Genomic DNA, 17,483 nt, shown 5'->3' on the forward strand with positions numbered 1-17,483 from the left:
TTATAACACATTACGCAAAATTACGCACTATTTATCGGAGGGAATTTGACATTTTTCCAATAAAAAAAGCCCTATTTTCAAGGCTTGTAGAGATTTCTATATAGGTCGCAAGTGTCAAAGACCCGGGAAGAGAATAAAATAAAGAACACACTTTCAAAGAATTGGGGCATAATATATAGTAAGCTTAAATGAATAAATGGTATAAAGGAAAATTACTCATGGATGTTCGCGTACTTTGATGTATAATAATAGTAGCAGGATGATTGAAAGAGGTGATCCCTATGGCGACCGTTTCATTTGACAAGAATATTGTCGTAAAGGAACCGGAAGCAATAGAAAGACTTGTTGAAGTGCTTTCGTCATCAAAGGAAGCAAAGCCAATAAACAGAAAACTTGCTTCCGATGAGGCGATGGCAAGGGGTGAGAAGTTATTAAAACAGTGCTTATCCCACTCGAAACGTTTTTAGAAATGACTTCCGAAGAAACAGTAAAGGAAGTCATTTCTACTTTTTATTGTTCTAAAGACCATGATATAGAGAGCTTTTTAAAAAATGAAAACAAAGCTATATTATACGAGAGAAAATCCAAAAGCCGTACATATCTTATTTTTGATGAAGATGGTTTAGAAAATGGAAGCTTTGTTCTTCTGGCATATTTTACGATTGCCATTCAGACTTTAAAAATTCCGAATGGTACGGCAGCGTCTCAGATAAGAAAACTAGATGGTCTGTATGCCAAAAAGGGATCCGAAGCACTAACGGAAATTCCATCATATCTTATTGGTCAACTAGGCAAGAATGATGAGTATGCAGATAAAATAGCTGGTGATGAATTGTTAGAATATGCCCTTTCGGTGATCGGTAAAGCACAGGGAATTGTCGGAGGGAGGGTGGCTTTTATCGAATGCCAGGACAAGCCCCAATTGATAAACTTCTATACCAGAAATGGGTTTAAATACTTCAGAAAAGACCCGGATGATGGTTTAGTTCAAATGGTAAGGTTATTAGATAAATAGAAAATATTAAATTTAATTCTCGGGTGACACCGGGGATTTTTTAGAAGGTGTGGCAATGGGTAAAGCAGGAGCTAAGTCTGCCGAAGTGAAAGAGCTTTTGATGAAGGATGAAGGATTCAAAACGGAATACGAAAAGCTGAAACCGCGCTATGATATGATTTCGCAAATCATTGAAGCGCGAGCCAGCCAAAATATTACCCGGGAAGAATTGGCGCTTCGGGTTGGGACCCAGAAATCCAATATCAGCCGCCTGGAAAGCGGAACGTACGATCCATCCCTGGACTTTTTGTCTAAGGTTGCCCGCTCCCTTGGAAAGAGGTACAGGTTACGTTGAAATAAAAAATGTGAGAAGTTATAAAGAAGTGCATGATATCACAAACACAGATGGCAACAATTAAGGCACTGAGAGATCAGCGCCTTTTTTATAATGCTGAAACGAATAAATGCGCTTTGCCGCTGCTTTATTCGTTGATTCGAGTAAAGAAGTATAATATGATTAGATTGTCATTATAAGGAATATAAGATTAAAACTTTAGGTGAGTATTCTCCAGGGGGTAAGAGAATAAATGTCTGAAATAGGTAAAAGGGGTAGTTCTCGACGAAAAGGTGACGAATACCAAGACCTTACTGCCCTGCGGTTAGCCTTGGAAGCCTATATTAACCGGACACCTTTCGAGATGTATCTGGAGTACGAAAAATCTGGCAACCTTGATGACATCGTCCTCTTCCAGGGATCTAATATCTTTGCTTATCAGGTTAAGTATGCTGTCAACCCACTAGAGAACTACGAGACGATTGACTTCCTAAATCCGGAAAGCCCGGTCTATATCAAAAAATTTGCCGCTGGCTGGAATATTATGAAAAAGCGGTTTCCTGATCATAGACTTTCTGTATGCTTATGTTCAAACAGGGGCTTGGATAATGACCTCCTTGATCTCATTCATCCGGAAGGAACATTTACACGTGAATTTATCGAAGACCGCCGTCGTGGCGATGCAAAAAAACTTCGATCAGATATAGCCTTGGCTTCAGACCTTAAATCAGACTTATTTGCAGCATTCTTAGCAGACTTTAAATTTGTACTACGGCAACCAACTCTGTTAGAGTTAGAACAATATATTCGATCGGTTCTCCTTGACAAGGAATTGGGACTGTCAGATGGTACGGTCTTTTTTGATCTTAAAGAAGCTATTAAAAATAATGCGATTTTTTCGCGTGACGCAATTACTACCCAATCAATTGACAGCTTATTAGAGCGAGTCCAGAGTAAGTTGCTTATTCCTCAGGTATTCCCTGTCAACCAAGACCATTTCGTAGAACAAGAATCCCTTTCCAAGCAGCTAAACGAATTATTACCGCGGATTAATAAAGGATACCTGATTGTTACCGGTCTACCTGGTAGCGGAAAATCCACATCACTCACTATGTATTTCGATGAGCTTATTAGTTCTATGTATGAAGTTTTCAGATACTACTGTTTCGTCGGGGTCAATGATAACGCGCAGAGAATGCGTGTCCAGGCAGAAAGCCTCCGTGCCAACCTTCTGAGTGAGTTCCAACGGAGATATCCGGATGTTCTAAAAAGACGTTTTGATTATAGCGAACGTAATTTCCTTGAATGCTTAACGAAGCTGGCTAAATTTTTTGTAGACCATGGACGCCGATTCGTTATTTTCCTTGATGGATTAGACCATGCTGAGCGGCTTGAACCGGAAATAAGAGAAACGGTAATATCGGCTTTACCGGCGGATGTTCCCGAGGGAGTTACTATTGTTGTTGGTACGCAAGAATTGCATAAGTGGCCATATTTCCTTAAGCATGCTAGAGAGTGTCCCAATAGCCATATCAATATGCCATTATTCTCAGAAACTGAGACTCAAGATTACCTGGAGAATAAACGCGGTATTTCAGGCCTGACACATACTGACATCGTAGAAATATATAAACGCTCCGAAGGCTTACCTCTATATTTGCGGTATGCTGCTGAAATTCTCTTATCAAGTGAGTCGTTAAAGGAGGCCATAGATTCTCTGGCTCCAGCCTCGGGTGGGGATATTCGCAATTATTATGGACTTCTCTGGGAGGAGTTTGAACGAGTAGGTATGGGACAGGCTAAGCATCTATGTTTGGCTATGGCTTGTATGCGCTTTACTGTGCACAGGGATGAACTTTACAAAATTGCGGACCTTGATCGGCCAACTTTTGAAAATGCCTACAAGTGCGTTCAACATCTGCTACGTGATTCTGACGGGAGATTGACAGTATTTCACAATAGTTACCGTGAATTTGTAATTAGTCAGGTACCAGAAGACTGGATTTGCGAGTTAAGAAGAGATATCTGCACTTTCCTAAAGGATAACAGGGATTCTTCACGTTGGTTTGGTCACGTTTTCAGATATTGCTATGACGTTGAAGATTATACATATGTTCTTAATGAAGTAAACGAAGATTTTGTAGATCGTGCATTGCTTCACTGCCGTCCATCTGCGGAAATTATGGATGCGATACACTGGGCCGTAGAATCAGCATTCAATCAACAAGATATCGTACAACTCAGTCGCCTTGGGGCATTGAAGTTTAGAACCGGTGAACGTCTTGAAAACAATCTAAATCGATCTCTGCTCGGAGATGCACTTCTTGCGCTGGGACGGGAACAAGATGTAATTACATTTGCATATTCTTCAGAAGCGAATCACTTGCTGGTGGAGAGCCGTACCTCTCTTGCGGTCATGTATAGGTTGGCTGAAGCAGGGAAATTTGAGCTTGGGCAACAGCTTTTTGATGTTTTTACTAATGAATTTCGAGGGATTCATTCTGATAGTGCAGATGACGAACGGGCACAAGTCTTAGGTATAGCACGATGTTTAGCTATTTATAGGGAGAAGCAGGCACGTCCGCTACAATGGTTAGCTCAATTCAATTTCTCTCCTGGGATTCTAGAGCAAAAGGACTTATATGCCCCAGGTTACAGCCCACAATTAGATGCCTACATCGACACGCTTGTAAAATTTGGTTTTTTAGATAAGTGGAATCAACTCAAACGAGTGAAAAGATTATTCCCAAGCAAATTGGTACGATATCTATTGATCCGTGCATTTGCTAAACATAATCTTATAGATGAGTTGCGGACTGCCGTGTCTGAGTACTGGGAGCAGGAGCGGCCTTCTGGCAATGTTGAGCTTGCTTTCTATGCTGCCAAAGCAGGTATGCTGATTTCTGAGGTGACTGCCATTGCAGGCGCTATCGAGGCGCCAAAGACGGTTCCTTCAGACTATATTCCACCAAGTGATCCGATGTTTCGGCACTATGTGTATGCTTTTATAGTTGTTGCTTATGAGGGTAATGAGGAGGCTTATGCAAACCTCTTTGCTGCTGTCGGCTCAGCTCGAACACTTTGGAATGCAGCGCTTAGACATTTGCTCGTAGCCTGCCGCTGCATCGGACAGTCGCTAAGAGGTACTGAACATGATTGGTATGAAGAAGCGCGGCAAAGTATAAATATACTAGTCCAGGCAGAAAAGGGTGATGGCGAAAGAATCGCTGAGTCAATTGATCTAATCCGAGAAGTGCTGCAATTGTCTATAGGTCTCTTATCTGAACAAGTACAGAATTATTTCCCAGGACGTTTGAGCGAATGGATTATGTGCCTGGGTTCCCTACGCGATTCTATGCTGTGGAACACACATTATGGAATAGGGGAATCCCGTCAAGATTATAATTTTGAACTTCGGTTATGGGAAACCCTTGCGAAGATTCCGAAAGTGTGTACCTTGCTGGTACCAATATTGAAAAGCTGTGCCAAAACATATGAGAAATCCACCTTGCTTAAAGGAGGTTCCCGTTCAGAACACTTCATTTGGCTTTCTGCTATTATGGGTAAATGCGGCATGCGTGACGATGCCGATAAGTGGCTGCGCTATGGCATACGATCATCGCAAATATACGGGTACCACAAGGATGTAACTCTTTTACATTTGATCGACGTTCTTAATCTTGTCAATCAACATCAGCCTGAATTGGCACTTGAACGGTGTGCCCGAGTACTATCTATGGTGGAGTGGATGCCGCATCTTACGGACGGCAGGGAGACCAAGTGGTTTCCCCAGAAAGCTTATGAGGCTGTTCTAAAGATTAATCGGCGGGCAGCGTTCGATTTGCTGACTCACTTCTCCCGGTCTATAGCAAGATGGAAGATGCAGGATTGCCTTGAAGATTATATTCTTAGTTTGAAGGAAGGCGATCCCGAATACCTTTGGGGTCTCACAGAACTCTTTACCAATAACTTTAGCGAAGATGGCAGGCATAGTAAACAGGTTATGGAAACCAGGCGGCATATCGTTGATTTGGCGCGCGTATCCTGTCCAGAAGAAATATACCATGAATTCGAGTGCCGCTTTCGACGCTTCATACTAACAGAGATCACACCTAGGCACTGGCCAGAAGACCTGAAGAAAGAGTTCGGCATCTCTTGTAGCACAAACGTTAAGAATGACAATGCTGACTCATGGGTTAAGCCGCCATCAGAGTTCAAGCTGGATGGTGAGAGCATCAGCATTGAATGCGTAGCCGATAAATGCAGGGTATCATTTGAAGGCTTTTTAAAGACAATTGCTAAACTCAAGAACGAGAATGATCATTTCTACGAGCGGGATCTAATAACTAACTCATTAAGATATCACATAGAGACTGCTAAGATATTAGGCGACCTTACCCCGATCAAGGAATATGCTGAGTCTGAAGGACGTTGGCAGGATGCAGGTGTTTTTGAACAATTGGCAGAACGTTTTGCGGAATTCGGAGATCATGCAAACGCCATATCGTGCTTTGGAATGGCTTATGCTTGCCATGGAAGCTGGTCCCGTTGGCGAGATAACAGAAAATTTCTGGCGGCAGTAGCGGAAAGGGACAGACAAACTGCTAAGAAGTTTGTCCTAAAGGAATGCTATGAATCAACATGCGGTTCCGGTGGCGGCTATGATACACCGCCGATTGCTGCTTCTGGGCTGGATGTGCTGGATGAACCTCAAATGCTTGAGGATGTATTCAATGACTTCCTGACGCATTGTGAAAGCATGTTTGCGCAATTGCCTAAGAATGATAACTATACATGGCTGAAGGGGTACAAGGAACCGTCCGCTGATGCCAAGCAGCTCATTCTAAATTTTGTTGTGGACGAGTTATCAACTCCTGAGATTGATCATGGCGAGAGACTGATCAAGGCAGTAGCCAGTTTGGCTGTTGCCAGACATAGTGATTCGCTGCCTTTGCTTATTACTAGGATGGAATCAGCTTCTGGAAGGATTTTGCATCGATTATTAACGGTATTTTATTGTCTTGCTGTCCGTTGCCCTCAGCTCTTAGTACCCTATCAGCAGACATTTGCTAAAATGCTTGATCGGGAAGACTTTTTCTGCCGTCTAACCGTTCTACATATTCTTCGCTGTGTGGATGAAGTTTCTCCTCTTGAAACTTCCGTTGACAGTCCCGTCAAGCGCGTTTACAGGAATTACTCGGCGGCAATACACTATTCGTCATATATACTTTCGTCACGTCCCACTTCAGAATTTAAACATTTTCTACGACAGAAAACGCTGTTTAATTTCTCTAAGAAGATTGAGCTGATGGAGAAAATTCTTAAACTACCTCCAGGGACACTTGTGGCTGCTATTGAAGAACGACTAGCTACCAAAAAATGGTTTATGGATGAAGAAAAGAAGCGTGTCAAAGATGACTGGCATTATCATGTTCATCCACAAGGTTGGCCTGTAGTGTGGATCACAACCGAATTTCAGGAACTTGCTACAGAAACCCTTTGGAGTATACTCGATGAAGCGGCTACAAAACTAAAGTTGAGTGAAGAACAGATCAACTGGCTCTGGCACATAATCCAACCCGTCGATCCGGAATATGTTTTGCGTGGTATGCTTCCTCGCCCTCTAGATATCGAGCAACTTGCTGTCCAAGACAAAAATGCCTGGTTCAGCGAGCTTGAGGGACTTAAATCTCTGGAAATCGGTAATACAAGAAGCCAAAGTGAGGCTGAGGAATGGATAACTGTATTTGAAAAGCGGAGGATGGCTCAGGAGGAAACATACAGTGTGCCATACAGACAAGAGATTTTTTTAGAAGGATTTTTGATCCCGCAACAGGTGTATGGCAGATCCCATAGGTTGGAAGAGCTTGAACTGTGGACCGAGCGAATCTTCCCCGATCCTTCAATGGCTGTAACCTTTAAACAGGCACAGATAGAACTATCTAGCAGGGAACGCAGGGTCTTGAATGATCCCGACGATTGTATTCCTCTTATTGCTAAGCACGAGAATCCATCGACTTTTTTGGGATATAAAAATGTATGTACTCTTGCATCTTTCTTGATAAAGGAATTCAAGCTGTCATTTGAAGGTTTTAATCTTATCAGAAATGGCGAAGTTATTGCCAAATATGAAGCATGGCAGGAGGGCTACCAGGATGAATGTTATACACGGGAAAAATTATCACTTGGCTGTAGACTTCTAGTGCACCGAGACTTATTAATTGAGATTTGTCAAAGGTATCGTAAATTGCTATGTATTTGTATTGATGAACATCGGGGATATTACGATTCTATACACCATATTGAGCCTAATGAAAGTCGGCATTCAAGACGTTATGTACTTCATCATTTGAACTAGTGATTATAGCGTCAGTAGTGGCCAGCATTCAAATTATTATGTTTGTAAATACTTTAAAAAAATATAAGCAATATAACATCCAGATATTGATTTTTTAAGCGTTAGGTTTTAATAATATTTAAAATGCTTCAATACGCCAGGACCTGTCGTTAAAAAGGAGGAGAATCATTATGAGATTATTTCATTATACTTCTGAAGAAGGATTTCAAGGTATTGTCTTGAACAAGACTTTGCGCTTAACGCAAAGTACTCAATCAAATGATAAAAAAGACACTATTCATATTCATAGTCTCATTAATGAAAATATTGAGGATTTTTATATAAACGAAGATAAAAGAACAAAAAGTGATTGAAGCTATATTACGGATATTTAATAATTTTGAGAAAGAACGTTTTGTCGTTGGTGATGGTGAAAAATCAGAAAAAGCTTTTGTTACATGTTTTACAACAAAAGCCGATAACAGATTACTCTGGACTCCCTATGCTAATGATGAGGGTTATTGCTTAGGTATTAATTTTGAAAATTTTGAACGATATATTAAAGATTCACATACTCAAGCAGAGATTTTTAAGATAGCAAATAAATATTATATGACCGGAATTGTATATAGCAAAGAAAATCAAAAATCTCTTATAAAAGATTTAATTCGATCCGAATATGATAGGTTCTCCCATTTGCCGGATAATGTATTATCAGAGAATATACCGACTTTGATATTTCCTTATCAATTTGTATTTACGGATGAGGAAAACAATGTAATTTATAAAGGTGAAAAAAGAGCAATCCAACTCCGTTTTAAACAAAAATTCGAATTTATGACAAAAAGTATTATAGAACAATTACTTTTTATTTCACCTATTCTTAAAAATGATTATTGGGAAGATGAAGGAGAAATAAGGTTGGTTTTTTATCGTCCTGTTGTTTCAAATAAATTACCTAGTGTACATATTGATGATAAAAAGAGGAATTACATAAATTTTGAGCTATCACCAGAAATCTTTGATGAGGTAATAATTGGACCCCAAAATATGAAAACATTGGAAGAAGTTCAAAAAGACTTGGTTAATGCAGGATATGATATTAGCAAAATAAAGGTCCGTTATTCAAAAGGAAAAGATGTGGTAAGAGATAGAGGGATTTAATTTATATTTCGTGAAAGAAGCTTCGGCTTTTCCGCCTTGACTCTTCTGCCTTACTAAACTATACACATCAGATATTACTTGTTTGACGATAGGGCCAGCCTAATACCCTACGTATAAATTACTCTTTCAAAATCATCTAGGCACTGAGAAATCAGCGCCTTTTTCTTTTGCCCAAAATAATAGACGAGCAGATGGACAAATTTTTCTTTTTCGGCCAGTTGTATTTGAGGACAATTGTAACCCACACCCAACACAAGACCGTTGTCTTGTGTTGCAGCAAGCACTGAATTTGGATAGCCAAATTCACTTTTGTTAAGGGGAAACCCCTTAATATCCCCTCCGGTAGTTGATTTTTCTTAAAAGAAAAATTAGAATAATCGGGTTGAGGTGATAGGTTGAAAGACTTCATTTTTGAGCCAGAAGCAAAAAGAGCACAACAAAAAAAGCCCCCAAAATAGCGACCTTTAAAAAGGATATTAAAACAGATAATTATGTGCCAACCGGAAGAATGATTTGGGCACCTAAACTTTCAAGCAGGAAGATAGCCTGTTCAGGAGTAAACTTTGGCAATGGCTTTGGCCTTGAAGCAGTTTCAATCCGATACAGGTTATAGTCGAAGGGTTTATTTTTAGAGAGCATGTGGTAGATACAATTTAACAGCATATGGGCAATCGCAATGATTGCTTTCTTGTGGCCCCGGCGTTTTCTGAGCTGCTCATACCTCACCCGAAAATAAGGGCAATCCTTGCTTTTGATAGCAGCATTAGCACATTGAACCAGCAGTGGCTTGATATACACACCTGCACGACTTACGCGCACAGACTTCTTTTTTCCGGCACTTTCATTATTCTGAGGTGTTAAGCCAGCCCAGGAACAAAGGTGGCGGGAGGACTTAAATACCGCCATATCCACTCCAATTTCGCCGATAATGGCAATGGCAGTGTAGATATCTTTAATACCTGGAAGGGTCAAAATTAAAGAGATTTGTTCCTGATAAGGTTCAATTAATTTCAGTACTGCCGACTCGATTTCTAGCTTAAGTTTGTCAATACTTTGCAGATGCGAAAGACAAACTGCCATTTTTTCAGCCTGAGGTTTGGTGAGGTTTCCGTTAATAGATTTAGCAATATCCTCGGCATTCTTCTTCATACTGCTATGAAGCATCGGGACAACATCGAAATCCGTGTCCTCCGGATTTTTAAGAATACGGTTGATGATACGCATAGAGCTTTTGCCGAAGGTGTCGGATACCACGCTGGAGAGCATAATGTTAGAAACAGTTAGAGAGTTTTGAATGCGGTTTTTCTCACTGGATTTAAAATTGGTTAGCTTAACACGATAGCGCATCAAATCTCGGATTTGACGGATGATCAGCGGAGGAATGAAGCTGTTAGGTACGAGACCATGTTTGTGCAAGTCGCAAATCCAAACGGAATCCTTTTTGTCGGTCTTCTTGCCCTGAATACCTTTGACATACTTGGGATTGGCAACAACAACGTTGCATTTGGTTTCAAGAATGTTAAAGACCGGGATCCAGTATTTGCCGGTCGATTCCATGCAAACTTCTCGGCAGCTATGCTGTGCGAGCCACTTACGCAAAGCCAGTAAATCAACAGTAAATGTAGAAAACTTTTTTGTTTGGTACTCTGTGGTTCCTGCATCATTGGTGATACCAATAGTTGCCACGACGAACTTCTTGTGAACGTCAATGCCGCAGCAGATCTTGTGAATAATTTTTAGCATACACACTTCCCCTCATTCGATATGAAATGGATAAGCAGACATTGACTGTCTGCCCTACCGGTAAACGGGAAGTTGTTACCTCAAGAATTAGGTTCCGTGATCTAAGTCACACTTATTTGTACTTGAAACGGCAGACGGCACATCTTAAAATACGGACGGTCAATAGCCGTCACACTCACCTCCCCGTGCTCTGTAGTGTATCTGCTTATCCAACAAAATAATACCACAGAGCTAAAACGGAATTCCACTTTCATTCAATTTTGTGCCTTGAGCACAGCGAAAGGAATGACACTTAAAATGAATTTTAATATAACGCAATGGCTGGATGACTTGACAGGTCGCTTAAAAAAGCTTTTGGAGACAGGATTCTATATATTGGACATACTGGCAGCTATGCCAGAGGGGAAGCAACCGAAAGCAGCGATATTGATGTAAATATTATTCTGGATATGCTAACTATGGAGGATTTGAAGATGTATCGCGGGATCATAAAGAGCATGCCCTTCAGCGAAAAAGCCTGTGGCTTTATCTGCGGAAGAGAAGAAATCAAAGCTTGGCCAGCGCATGATCTTTTTCAGTTTGTACAGGGCTGTAAAATACTATATGGAAGTTTGAATGGAATAATTCAGGAGCCGTCAGAAGCTGACATCAGGGATAATATCCGCAACGCTGTATCCGGAATCTATCACGAGGTTTGCCATCGGTATATTTTTTGCAATGGAATTTCCAACGAAGCAGAGGAACTGAAATCTGCGTATAAAATTGCTTTCTTCGTCTTGCAGGAATGGTTATATCTTGAGGAAAGCCTTTATATACCTACCAAAAAGGAATTGCTCCCTCATCTGGATGGAGAAAACAGGAGCGTTCTGGACATCTGTATTAACTGGGAAAGCTTGAAGGATGACCGTGAGAAACGACCCGAATATTATTTCTCATTAATAAAGAACTGGTGCAGCCTTATGTTTCAGAGGCTACAGCAAGAATAAACAATCATATAAATCTTAGTTAAATTTAGCTGTCAGTTGCAGAACGCAATTGGCAGCTTTTGATTTTTAATTTCAAATATAAGGAGCCGGAGTGATGAGAAAACGAAATATACAGATCATAGTTAGGCTAAGTGAAAAAGAAAAGCATAATCTCGCCAGTCGGGTAAAGAAATCAGGGCTTTCACAGGAAGCATTTATCCGCTTTCTCATCAACGGCTATGTGCCCAAGGAGCTGCCTCCTCCCGACTATTTTTCCATGACGCGGGAGTTGTACGCCATCGGCGGCAACCTGAACCAGATTGCTGCCAAGGCCAATGCCACCGGGCATATCGACAAGACGGTATTTCAATATGAAGCCAACCGGCTCAGAAAGGCGGTACAGGATATTATAGAGGCGGTTACAGCGCCGGAAAGGAGAACGCATAATGGCGATCACGGCGATATGGGACGTGACCGACCGCCTTGACCGGGTAATCGACTACGCCGCCAATCCCGAAAAAACCGAAAATCCCAATTTCGCCAGTCCCGACTTTCAGGGCTTGCGCAAGGTGCTAGATTATACCCAGCAGGATGTCAAAACCGAAAAGCAGTTTTACGTCACCGGCATCAACTGCGACCCGGCCACTGCCTGCGAGCAGATGGGCCGGACAAAGCGGCAATATCAGAAGCAGGACGGCATCCTGGCCTTTCACGGCTATCAAGCCTTTGCGCCGGGGGAGGCCACCCCCGAAACCGCCCACGCCATCGGCGTAAAGCTGGCGCAGGAGCTATGGGGCGACCGCTTTGAGGTGGTGGTTTCCACCCATCTTGACAAGCAGCATCTTCATAACCATTTTGTCCTGAATTCCGTGTCCTATAAGGACGGCAAGCGGTATTACGACAACAACGCCACCTACGCTCTCATGCGCAAGACCTCCGACCGGCTGTGCCGGGAACATGCCCTTTCCGTCATCGAGAACCCGCAGCGCGGCAAGTCCAAGCACTATGCCGAATGGAAGGCCGAGCGGGAAGGCAAACCTACCTGGCGGGGCCTCATCCGGGAGGATGTGGACCAAGCCGTTGCCGCCGCCATGACCTTCACCCAATTTATCGCCGCCCTTCGCAAACAGGGCTATGAAGTTAAAACCGGCGTGAAACACATGGCGGTGCGTCCTCCGGGCAAGGAGCGGTTTGTCCGATTGAAAACCCTGGGCGACGATTACACCGAGGAAGCCATCAAACGCCGCATCCTGCAAAACCGAGCACCCAAGCGGGCACCCCCCTTGCCGGAGCCGAAGCGAAAACGCTGTACCTTCAAAGGCTCCCTCAAAAAAGCGAAAAAGCTTACCGGCCTGCAAGCGTTATACTTCCACTACCTCTATAAAATGGGCATCCTGCCCAAGCCCCGCGTGTCCCCCCGAAGGACGCATTTTTTATTGCGCGAGGACCTCCGGCATTTGGAGGAAATCACTGCCCAAACCAAGCTGCTCTGCAAGCAACATATTTCCAGCAAGGAGCAACTTCTCACCTACAGGTCAACCGTGGAGCAGGAAATGGCCTCCCTGTCCGCCGAGCGCAAGTCTCTTTACAACCGCATCTGCCGGTGTGGGGACGAGGAGCAGGCGACAGCCTATAAGGAGCAAATTGCCGGGCTGACCAGGCAAATCAGCCAGCTTCGCAAGGAGGTGAAGCTCTGCACGGGCATCCTGTCCCGTTCCGGGGAAATGCAGGAAAAGCTGTCCCGGATCAAGCAGGAAGAAATCCAGCAACAAAAGGAGGCAAAAGCCTATGAACAGCGAAGCCGCCGCCGCGGACCAAGTCGTCAACATGAGTCTTAAGGGGATCGAGGTAATGGCCAAAATCTCCGGCGAGGGGGCCAAAAACCTGGCCGTCTATTTGTATGCCGCTCTCACAGGCCAAAAGAAAACCAGGGGGAAAATTCGGCTGGAGGGGTTGTTGCGCAGTGGTAAGGAGCTGAAAGTCTTTGCGGTCCGAAACGAGGACTTGCAGAAATTCACCCAGGAGGCCAAACGCTACGGCGTCCTCTATTGTGCCCTCCGCGACAAAAAGGACACGGACGGCATGTGCGACATCATGGTGCGGGCCGAGGACGCCTCCAAGATCAACCGCATCGTGGAACGCTTCAAGCTAGCCACCGTGGACACCGCCAGCATCAAGAGCGAAATCCAGAAATCCAGTGCCGCCAAACAAGAGGAAAAAGCATCTGCCGCCAAGGAAACGCCCGCCGAAAAAAGCGCGGACGATTTTCTGGACGAATTGATGGCAAAAACCGACCAGCTGGAGCCGGACCAGGAGCGGACCGACAACCCAAACCCCACCACGGACCCTACGGCGGCGAAGGCGGAGAAATTCCCTCCGTCCGAGCCTACTTACGAGCGCAGCGGGAAAGCCGCCGGGGGTACGAGTGAGCCGGAGCGGAAATCCGTCCGGCAGGAACTGAAGGAAATCCGGGAGGCCCACAGGGAGCAGGTGGAACTCAACCGCAAACAATCCAAGGAGCACTCCAAATTCACCGGCCAGCCCGCCAAATCGGGCCAACAGAAATCCAAAGCCAAAAAATCAAAACCGAAAGAGAGGTAAATCCAGATGAGCAATTTTGACGATCTTTTCCAGCAGGAACAAGGCCAAGCCGCTCCCATAAGCGACCAGTCCTTTGACAAGGAGGCCTGGGCGCAGAAAAAGCAGGAGCAGCGGGAAGCGGTGTACGCCCTGATCGACGAAGCGGCGACAGCCGTGGCGCGGGGCGGAGACACCTTCCAAAAATATCTGAACGTGCAGAGCCGCTTTGACCGCTACAGCGTTTCCAACGCCCTTTTAATCCTGGCGCAGAAGCCTGAGGCCACCCGCATCGCGGACTTTGACACCTGGAAGGAGCAAGGTGTGTACATCCGCAAGAAGGAATCTGGTTTCTATATCATCGAGCCGGGTGAGGAATACCAGCGCCAGGATGGTTCCACCGGCATTAGCTATAACCCCAAGCGGATGTTCGACATTTCCCAAACCGGAAACAACCGCAAACGGGAAACTCCCGTCTATCCCGACGAGCGTACCCGCATCAAGGCGCTGCTGGCTTACGCCCCCGTGCCCGTCCGCATCAGCGAAGCGCTGCCAAGCGACGTGAACGCCCTGTACCGGCCGGACAAGCGGGAAATCCAAATCCGGCGCGGCATGGAGGCGGGAGATATTTTCCGCGCCCTCGCCCAGGAGCTGGCCCAGGCGGAAATGGACAAAGGCGACGGAAGCTACAACCGCTCCGAGCATGGTTTCCACGCCTATTGCGCGTCCTACTTGCTGTGCAAGCAGTACGGCGTGGATACCAGCGGCTATCGCTTTGACCGCGCCCCCGACATGCTGGAGGGCATGGAGCCGCAGGAGATCCGCGCCGAGCTTACCACCATCAAGGAAGCGGCGGGTGAAATTTCCGGCAGGATGAACCGGATGCTCAACCAGCAGCGGCAGCAAAAGCGGCAGGAGCCGGAACGTTAAGGAGGGATGGCCCGTGAAGGAAGAAGAAAGGGTGCTGACCCTGGACGATTACGAATACGGCGTGGTGGTGAACGCCCTCAATGAACTGCGAAACGACCTGATTAAAGAGGAACGGCCCACCGACGCCGTGGACGAACTGCTTTTGAAAGCCATCGACGCCCCAAGCAAAAAGCAGAAGCGCAGGAACCACGATGAAGCGCGCTGAAACCGCAAGGAGCAATCTCATCCTCTTTGCGGTTTTTTTAATTCCGGTGGTGTGGGCGGCGTTGCTCACCGCCCCCTCACTTTCCGGGGGACTCCCCGAAATCCTGGAAAACCTCACGGCGGCGATGAACGACCCGTTTCATATCCGATGGGTGGATAATTCGCCCAAGTGCGTTTTGCTCTTTGTCGCCGCCTACGGCATGGGTGTCGGGATTTACCTGTCCACCAAGCGCAATTATCGGCACAGGGAGGAACACGGCAGCGCCCGCTGGGGCGGCGCGGCGGCTGTCGATAAGAAATACCGGGACAAAAACCCGCAGAAGAACAAAATTCTGACCAAGAACGTCCGCATCGGGCTGGACGGCAGGAAGCACCGGCGCAACCTGAATGTCCTGGTGGTGGGCGGTTCCGGCTCCGGCAAGACCAGGTTTTACGCGAAACCCAACGTCATGCAGGCCAACACCTCTTTTGTGATCCTCGATCCCAAGGGGGGTACGACACGTTCCTAACTGAAAAGGTTAGGCGCGAGGTTGTATAAATAAAATATACAAACTTCGTAGAACTGGCAATCCGACAGGTGGAATGATGGAGTAACGCCCTGAAACGCCTGCTCTGATACTCCGAATGGCGCAGATACGATGAAGCGTGAAAGCGTCATAAGCTCGGTGAAGTCGGCTGAGAGCATGCCCTAAAGACATTCTCAAAAGGATGGTACAGGAACGGCGAACCAGAGGTGGTCGAGCATGTGATAGGCCGGGAGTCCATGAATGCCTATGGTCAGAATCTTGGGCGGCACAACGCGCACGAGACGAACTCTTGAATGTACGGGTCTAAATAGGGTATTGGCCGAACGGGCCAATCTCACCATTGTGTGAGGTCTGCGGGGATAAGTAAAACTCTGCCTTTATGAAAGTCCCTGTGCCGTTACAGGCGGCAATGTGCAGACAGGCTTATAGAGAGGACCTAAGGGAATCCATAACGGATAGGATTGCTGGAACGTGGTAAGCTGGCGACGCAGAGGGCTTCATTCCAATGAAGCGGCGGCTGGGAAAATGCTTTGGCATATAACCTGCCCTTATGCTAGTGAATGTGGTGGCACAGTACCAATGAAACGGTGATAACAAGCCATGGAGGGATAGCCACTAGTCAATATTTACAATAAGGTACTTTTCACAACAGAATAAATTTCATTCTGCATAAGGTTCGAGTATGACTAAGAGAGGCAGTTCCCGTTCAGGGAGGAATGCCGACTTATGGCAACGAGCGAACGCACGCTGAAAAAGCAGAAAATCCGTAACAATGAATATTATGGGACTCAGGAACTGTTTGATAACCTTTACGCAAAAAGCCAATTGGGATATATGTTTCATCACTTGATGGAGCTGATTGAAAGTGAAAGCAATATTTTGCTTGCCTATCGCAACATCAAGAAAAACAAGGGCAGCAAAACAAGAGGAACCAATTCCACAAATATTGTGGATATTGGAGCCAAGGAACCTGCCGCCCTCGTTGCATATGTACGCAAAAGGCTTGCCGATTTCAAACCGCACTCTGTACGCAGGGTAGAGATACCCAAACCGGATGGAAGGATGCGTCCTTTGGGCATACCCACCATTGAGGATAGGCTGATACAGCAATGTATCAAGCAAGTGCTGGAACCGATCTGTGAAGCAAAATTTCATAAGCATAGCTATGGTTTCAGGCCAAACCGTGGTGCTCACCATGCTATCGCCAGAGCCATGTTCCTGTCAAATATATCGGGATACAGCTTTGTCGTGGATATTGATATCAAAAGCTTCTTTGATAACGTTAGCCACGGCAAGCTGCTGAAGCAGCTTTGGACGATTGGTATTCGGGATAAACGGTTGCTGTCGGTGCTATCCAAGATGCTAAAGGCTGAAATTCAAGGTATTGGTATACCGGAAAAGGGTGTCCCACAGGGTGGAATTCTCAGTCCGCTGCTTTCCAATGTCGTGCTAAATGAATTGGATTTGTGGATTTCCAGCCAATGGGAAACATACCCACAGTTGCGGAGGTATAGAAGCCGTCCAAATTATAAAGGCAAAGGAACTTTAAAATCGGTTTATATCGTAAGATATGCCGATGACTGTGCGCCACGAAGGCGCATTTATGCAGCCTGAGTGGCTGCAAAGATGCAGCTATGCTGCACAGAAGATGAGGGTAGGCCCCTCGGAATCGCTATGCAGGTAGAGAGTCCAAGCCACCTTAAGCTGC

The 17,483-nt window shown here is 45.2% G+C and carries 14 protein-coding genes and 2 pseudogenes; 15 read left to right on the forward strand and 1 reads right to left on the reverse strand.

Annotation, left to right across the window (positions count from 1 at the left end; genetic code table 11):
• Positions 1-281 precede the first annotated feature (281 nt).
• From L7E55_RS16120 to L7E55_RS16145, 6 genes are all read left to right on the forward strand, one after another.
• On the forward strand, positions 282-467 hold the full coding sequence (locus L7E55_RS16120) for a hypothetical protein (RefSeq protein ID WP_134216076.1): 186 nt from the start codon (positions 282-284) through the stop codon (positions 465-467).
• On the forward strand, positions 440-1,015 hold the full coding sequence (locus L7E55_RS16125) for a hypothetical protein (RefSeq protein ID WP_277445367.1): 576 nt from the start codon (positions 440-442) through the stop codon (positions 1,013-1,015). Before L7E55_RS16120 ends, L7E55_RS16125 begins: the two co-directional genes overlap by 28 nt.
• Positions 1,016-1,070: 55 nt before the next feature.
• The gene (locus L7E55_RS16130) at positions 1,071-1,349 is read left to right on the forward strand and encodes a helix-turn-helix transcriptional regulator (protein WP_277445368.1); all 279 of its coding nucleotides are present in this window, start codon (positions 1,071-1,073) and stop codon (positions 1,347-1,349) included.
• A gap of 232 nt (positions 1,350-1,581) precedes the next feature.
• Complete coding sequence (locus tag L7E55_RS16135) at positions 1,582-7,686, forward strand: AAA family ATPase (RefSeq protein WP_277445369.1); 6,105 nt, start codon at positions 1,582-1,584, stop codon at positions 7,684-7,686.
• A 170-nt stretch (positions 7,687-7,856) separates the two neighbouring features.
• Complete coding sequence (locus tag L7E55_RS16140; RefSeq protein WP_277445370.1) at positions 7,857-8,039, forward strand: hypothetical protein; 183 nt, start codon at positions 7,857-7,859, stop codon at positions 8,037-8,039.
• Positions 8,032-8,829, forward strand: coding sequence for a DUF2971 domain-containing protein (locus L7E55_RS16145; RefSeq protein ID WP_277445371.1), 798 nt, complete (start codon positions 8,032-8,034; stop codon positions 8,827-8,829). Before L7E55_RS16140 ends, L7E55_RS16145 begins: the two co-directional genes overlap by 8 nt.
• A 489-nt stretch (positions 8,830-9,318) precedes the next feature.
• On the opposite strand, the gene L7E55_RS16150 is transcribed toward L7E55_RS16145, so the two are convergent.
• The gene (locus L7E55_RS16150; protein ID WP_277445372.1) at positions 9,319-10,572 is read right to left on the reverse strand and encodes an IS110 family RNA-guided transposase; all 1,254 of its coding nucleotides are present in this window, start codon (positions 10,570-10,572) and stop codon (positions 9,319-9,321) included.
• A gap of 374 nt (positions 10,573-10,946) precedes the next feature.
• Here L7E55_RS16150 and L7E55_RS17820 point away from each other — a divergent pair.
• From L7E55_RS17820 to L7E55_RS16190, 9 genes and pseudogenes are all read left to right on the forward strand, one after another.
• Positions 10,947-11,018, forward strand: a pseudogene (locus L7E55_RS17820) (nucleotidyltransferase domain-containing protein); the annotation flags it as partial.
• A 27-nt stretch (positions 11,019-11,045) separates the two neighbouring features.
• Positions 11,046-11,558 (forward strand): hypothetical protein, encoded by a 513-nt coding sequence (locus L7E55_RS16155; protein ID WP_277445373.1) that lies wholly within the window; start codon positions 11,046-11,048, stop codon positions 11,556-11,558.
• Positions 11,559-11,652: 94 nt separating this feature from the next.
• Positions 11,653-12,024 (forward strand): plasmid mobilization protein, encoded by a 372-nt coding sequence (locus L7E55_RS16160; RefSeq protein ID WP_277445374.1) that lies wholly within the window; start codon positions 11,653-11,655, stop codon positions 12,022-12,024.
• Complete coding sequence (locus tag L7E55_RS16165) at positions 11,984-13,375, forward strand: relaxase/mobilization nuclease domain-containing protein (RefSeq protein WP_277445375.1); 1,392 nt, start codon at positions 11,984-11,986, stop codon at positions 13,373-13,375. Before L7E55_RS16160 ends, L7E55_RS16165 begins: the two co-directional genes overlap by 41 nt.
• The gene (locus L7E55_RS16170) at positions 13,326-14,138 is read left to right on the forward strand and encodes a PcfB family protein (protein ID WP_277445376.1); all 813 of its coding nucleotides are present in this window, start codon (positions 13,326-13,328) and stop codon (positions 14,136-14,138) included. The genes L7E55_RS16165 and L7E55_RS16170 overlap by 50 nt, the downstream gene beginning before the upstream one ends.
• Before the next feature lie 6 nt (positions 14,139-14,144).
• The gene (locus tag L7E55_RS16175) at positions 14,145-15,044 is read left to right on the forward strand and encodes an ArdC-like ssDNA-binding domain-containing protein (RefSeq protein ID WP_277445377.1); all 900 of its coding nucleotides are present in this window, start codon (positions 14,145-14,147) and stop codon (positions 15,042-15,044) included.
• 13 nt (positions 15,045-15,057) lie between these two features.
• Positions 15,058-15,249 (forward strand): hypothetical protein, encoded by a 192-nt coding sequence (locus L7E55_RS16180; RefSeq protein WP_277445378.1) that lies wholly within the window; start codon positions 15,058-15,060, stop codon positions 15,247-15,249.
• Positions 15,236-15,751: pseudogene (locus L7E55_RS16185) on the forward strand (type IV secretory system conjugative DNA transfer family protein); the annotation flags it as partial. The gene L7E55_RS16180 and the pseudogene L7E55_RS16185, both read left to right, overlap by 14 nt.
• 750 nt (positions 15,752-16,501) lie before the next feature.
• Positions 16,502-17,389 carry a reverse transcriptase domain-containing protein gene (locus L7E55_RS16190; protein ID WP_476748274.1) on the forward strand — a complete coding sequence of 296 codons (888 nt, stop codon included), beginning with the start codon at positions 16,502-16,504 and terminating at the stop codon, positions 17,387-17,389.
• Positions 17,390-17,483 lie beyond the last annotated feature (94 nt).

The organism is Pelotomaculum isophthalicicum JI (genome assembly GCF_029478095.1).
In the GTDB taxonomy this organism is placed as follows: domain Bacteria; phylum Bacillota; class Desulfotomaculia; order Desulfotomaculales; family Pelotomaculaceae; genus Pelotomaculum_D; species Pelotomaculum_D isophthalicicum.

Excerpts from the sequence above, each read along its gene's own strand:
- L7E55_RS16165 (WP_277445375.1), top strand. The coding sequence starts at position 11,984 with ATGGCGATCACGGCGATATGGGACGTGACCGACCGCCTTGACCGGGTA.
- L7E55_RS16120 (WP_134216076.1), top strand. The coding sequence starts at position 282 with ATGGCGACCGTTTCATTTGACAAGAATATTGTCGTAAAGGAACCGGAA.
- L7E55_RS16130 (WP_277445368.1), top strand. The coding sequence starts at position 1,071 with ATGGGTAAAGCAGGAGCTAAGTCTGCCGAAGTGAAAGAGCTTTTGATG.
- L7E55_RS16170 (WP_277445376.1), top strand. The coding sequence starts at position 13,326 with ATGAACAGCGAAGCCGCCGCCGCGGACCAAGTCGTCAACATGAGTCTT.
- L7E55_RS16190 (WP_476748274.1), top strand. The coding sequence starts at position 16,502 with ATGGCAACGAGCGAACGCACGCTGAAAAAGCAGAAAATCCGTAACAAT.
- L7E55_RS16175 (WP_277445377.1), top strand. The coding sequence starts at position 14,145 with ATGAGCAATTTTGACGATCTTTTCCAGCAGGAACAAGGCCAAGCCGCT.
- L7E55_RS16155 (WP_277445373.1), top strand. The coding sequence starts at position 11,046 with ATGTATCGCGGGATCATAAAGAGCATGCCCTTCAGCGAAAAAGCCTGT.
- L7E55_RS16140 (WP_277445370.1), top strand. The coding sequence starts at position 7,857 with ATGAGATTATTTCATTATACTTCTGAAGAAGGATTTCAAGGTATTGTC.
- L7E55_RS16150 (WP_277445372.1), bottom strand. The coding sequence starts at position 10,572 with ATGCTAAAAATTATTCACAAGATCTGCTGCGGCATTGACGTTCACAAG.
- L7E55_RS16135 (WP_277445369.1), top strand. The coding sequence starts at position 1,582 with ATGTCTGAAATAGGTAAAAGGGGTAGTTCTCGACGAAAAGGTGACGAA.
- L7E55_RS16160 (WP_277445374.1), top strand. The coding sequence starts at position 11,653 with ATGAGAAAACGAAATATACAGATCATAGTTAGGCTAAGTGAAAAAGAA.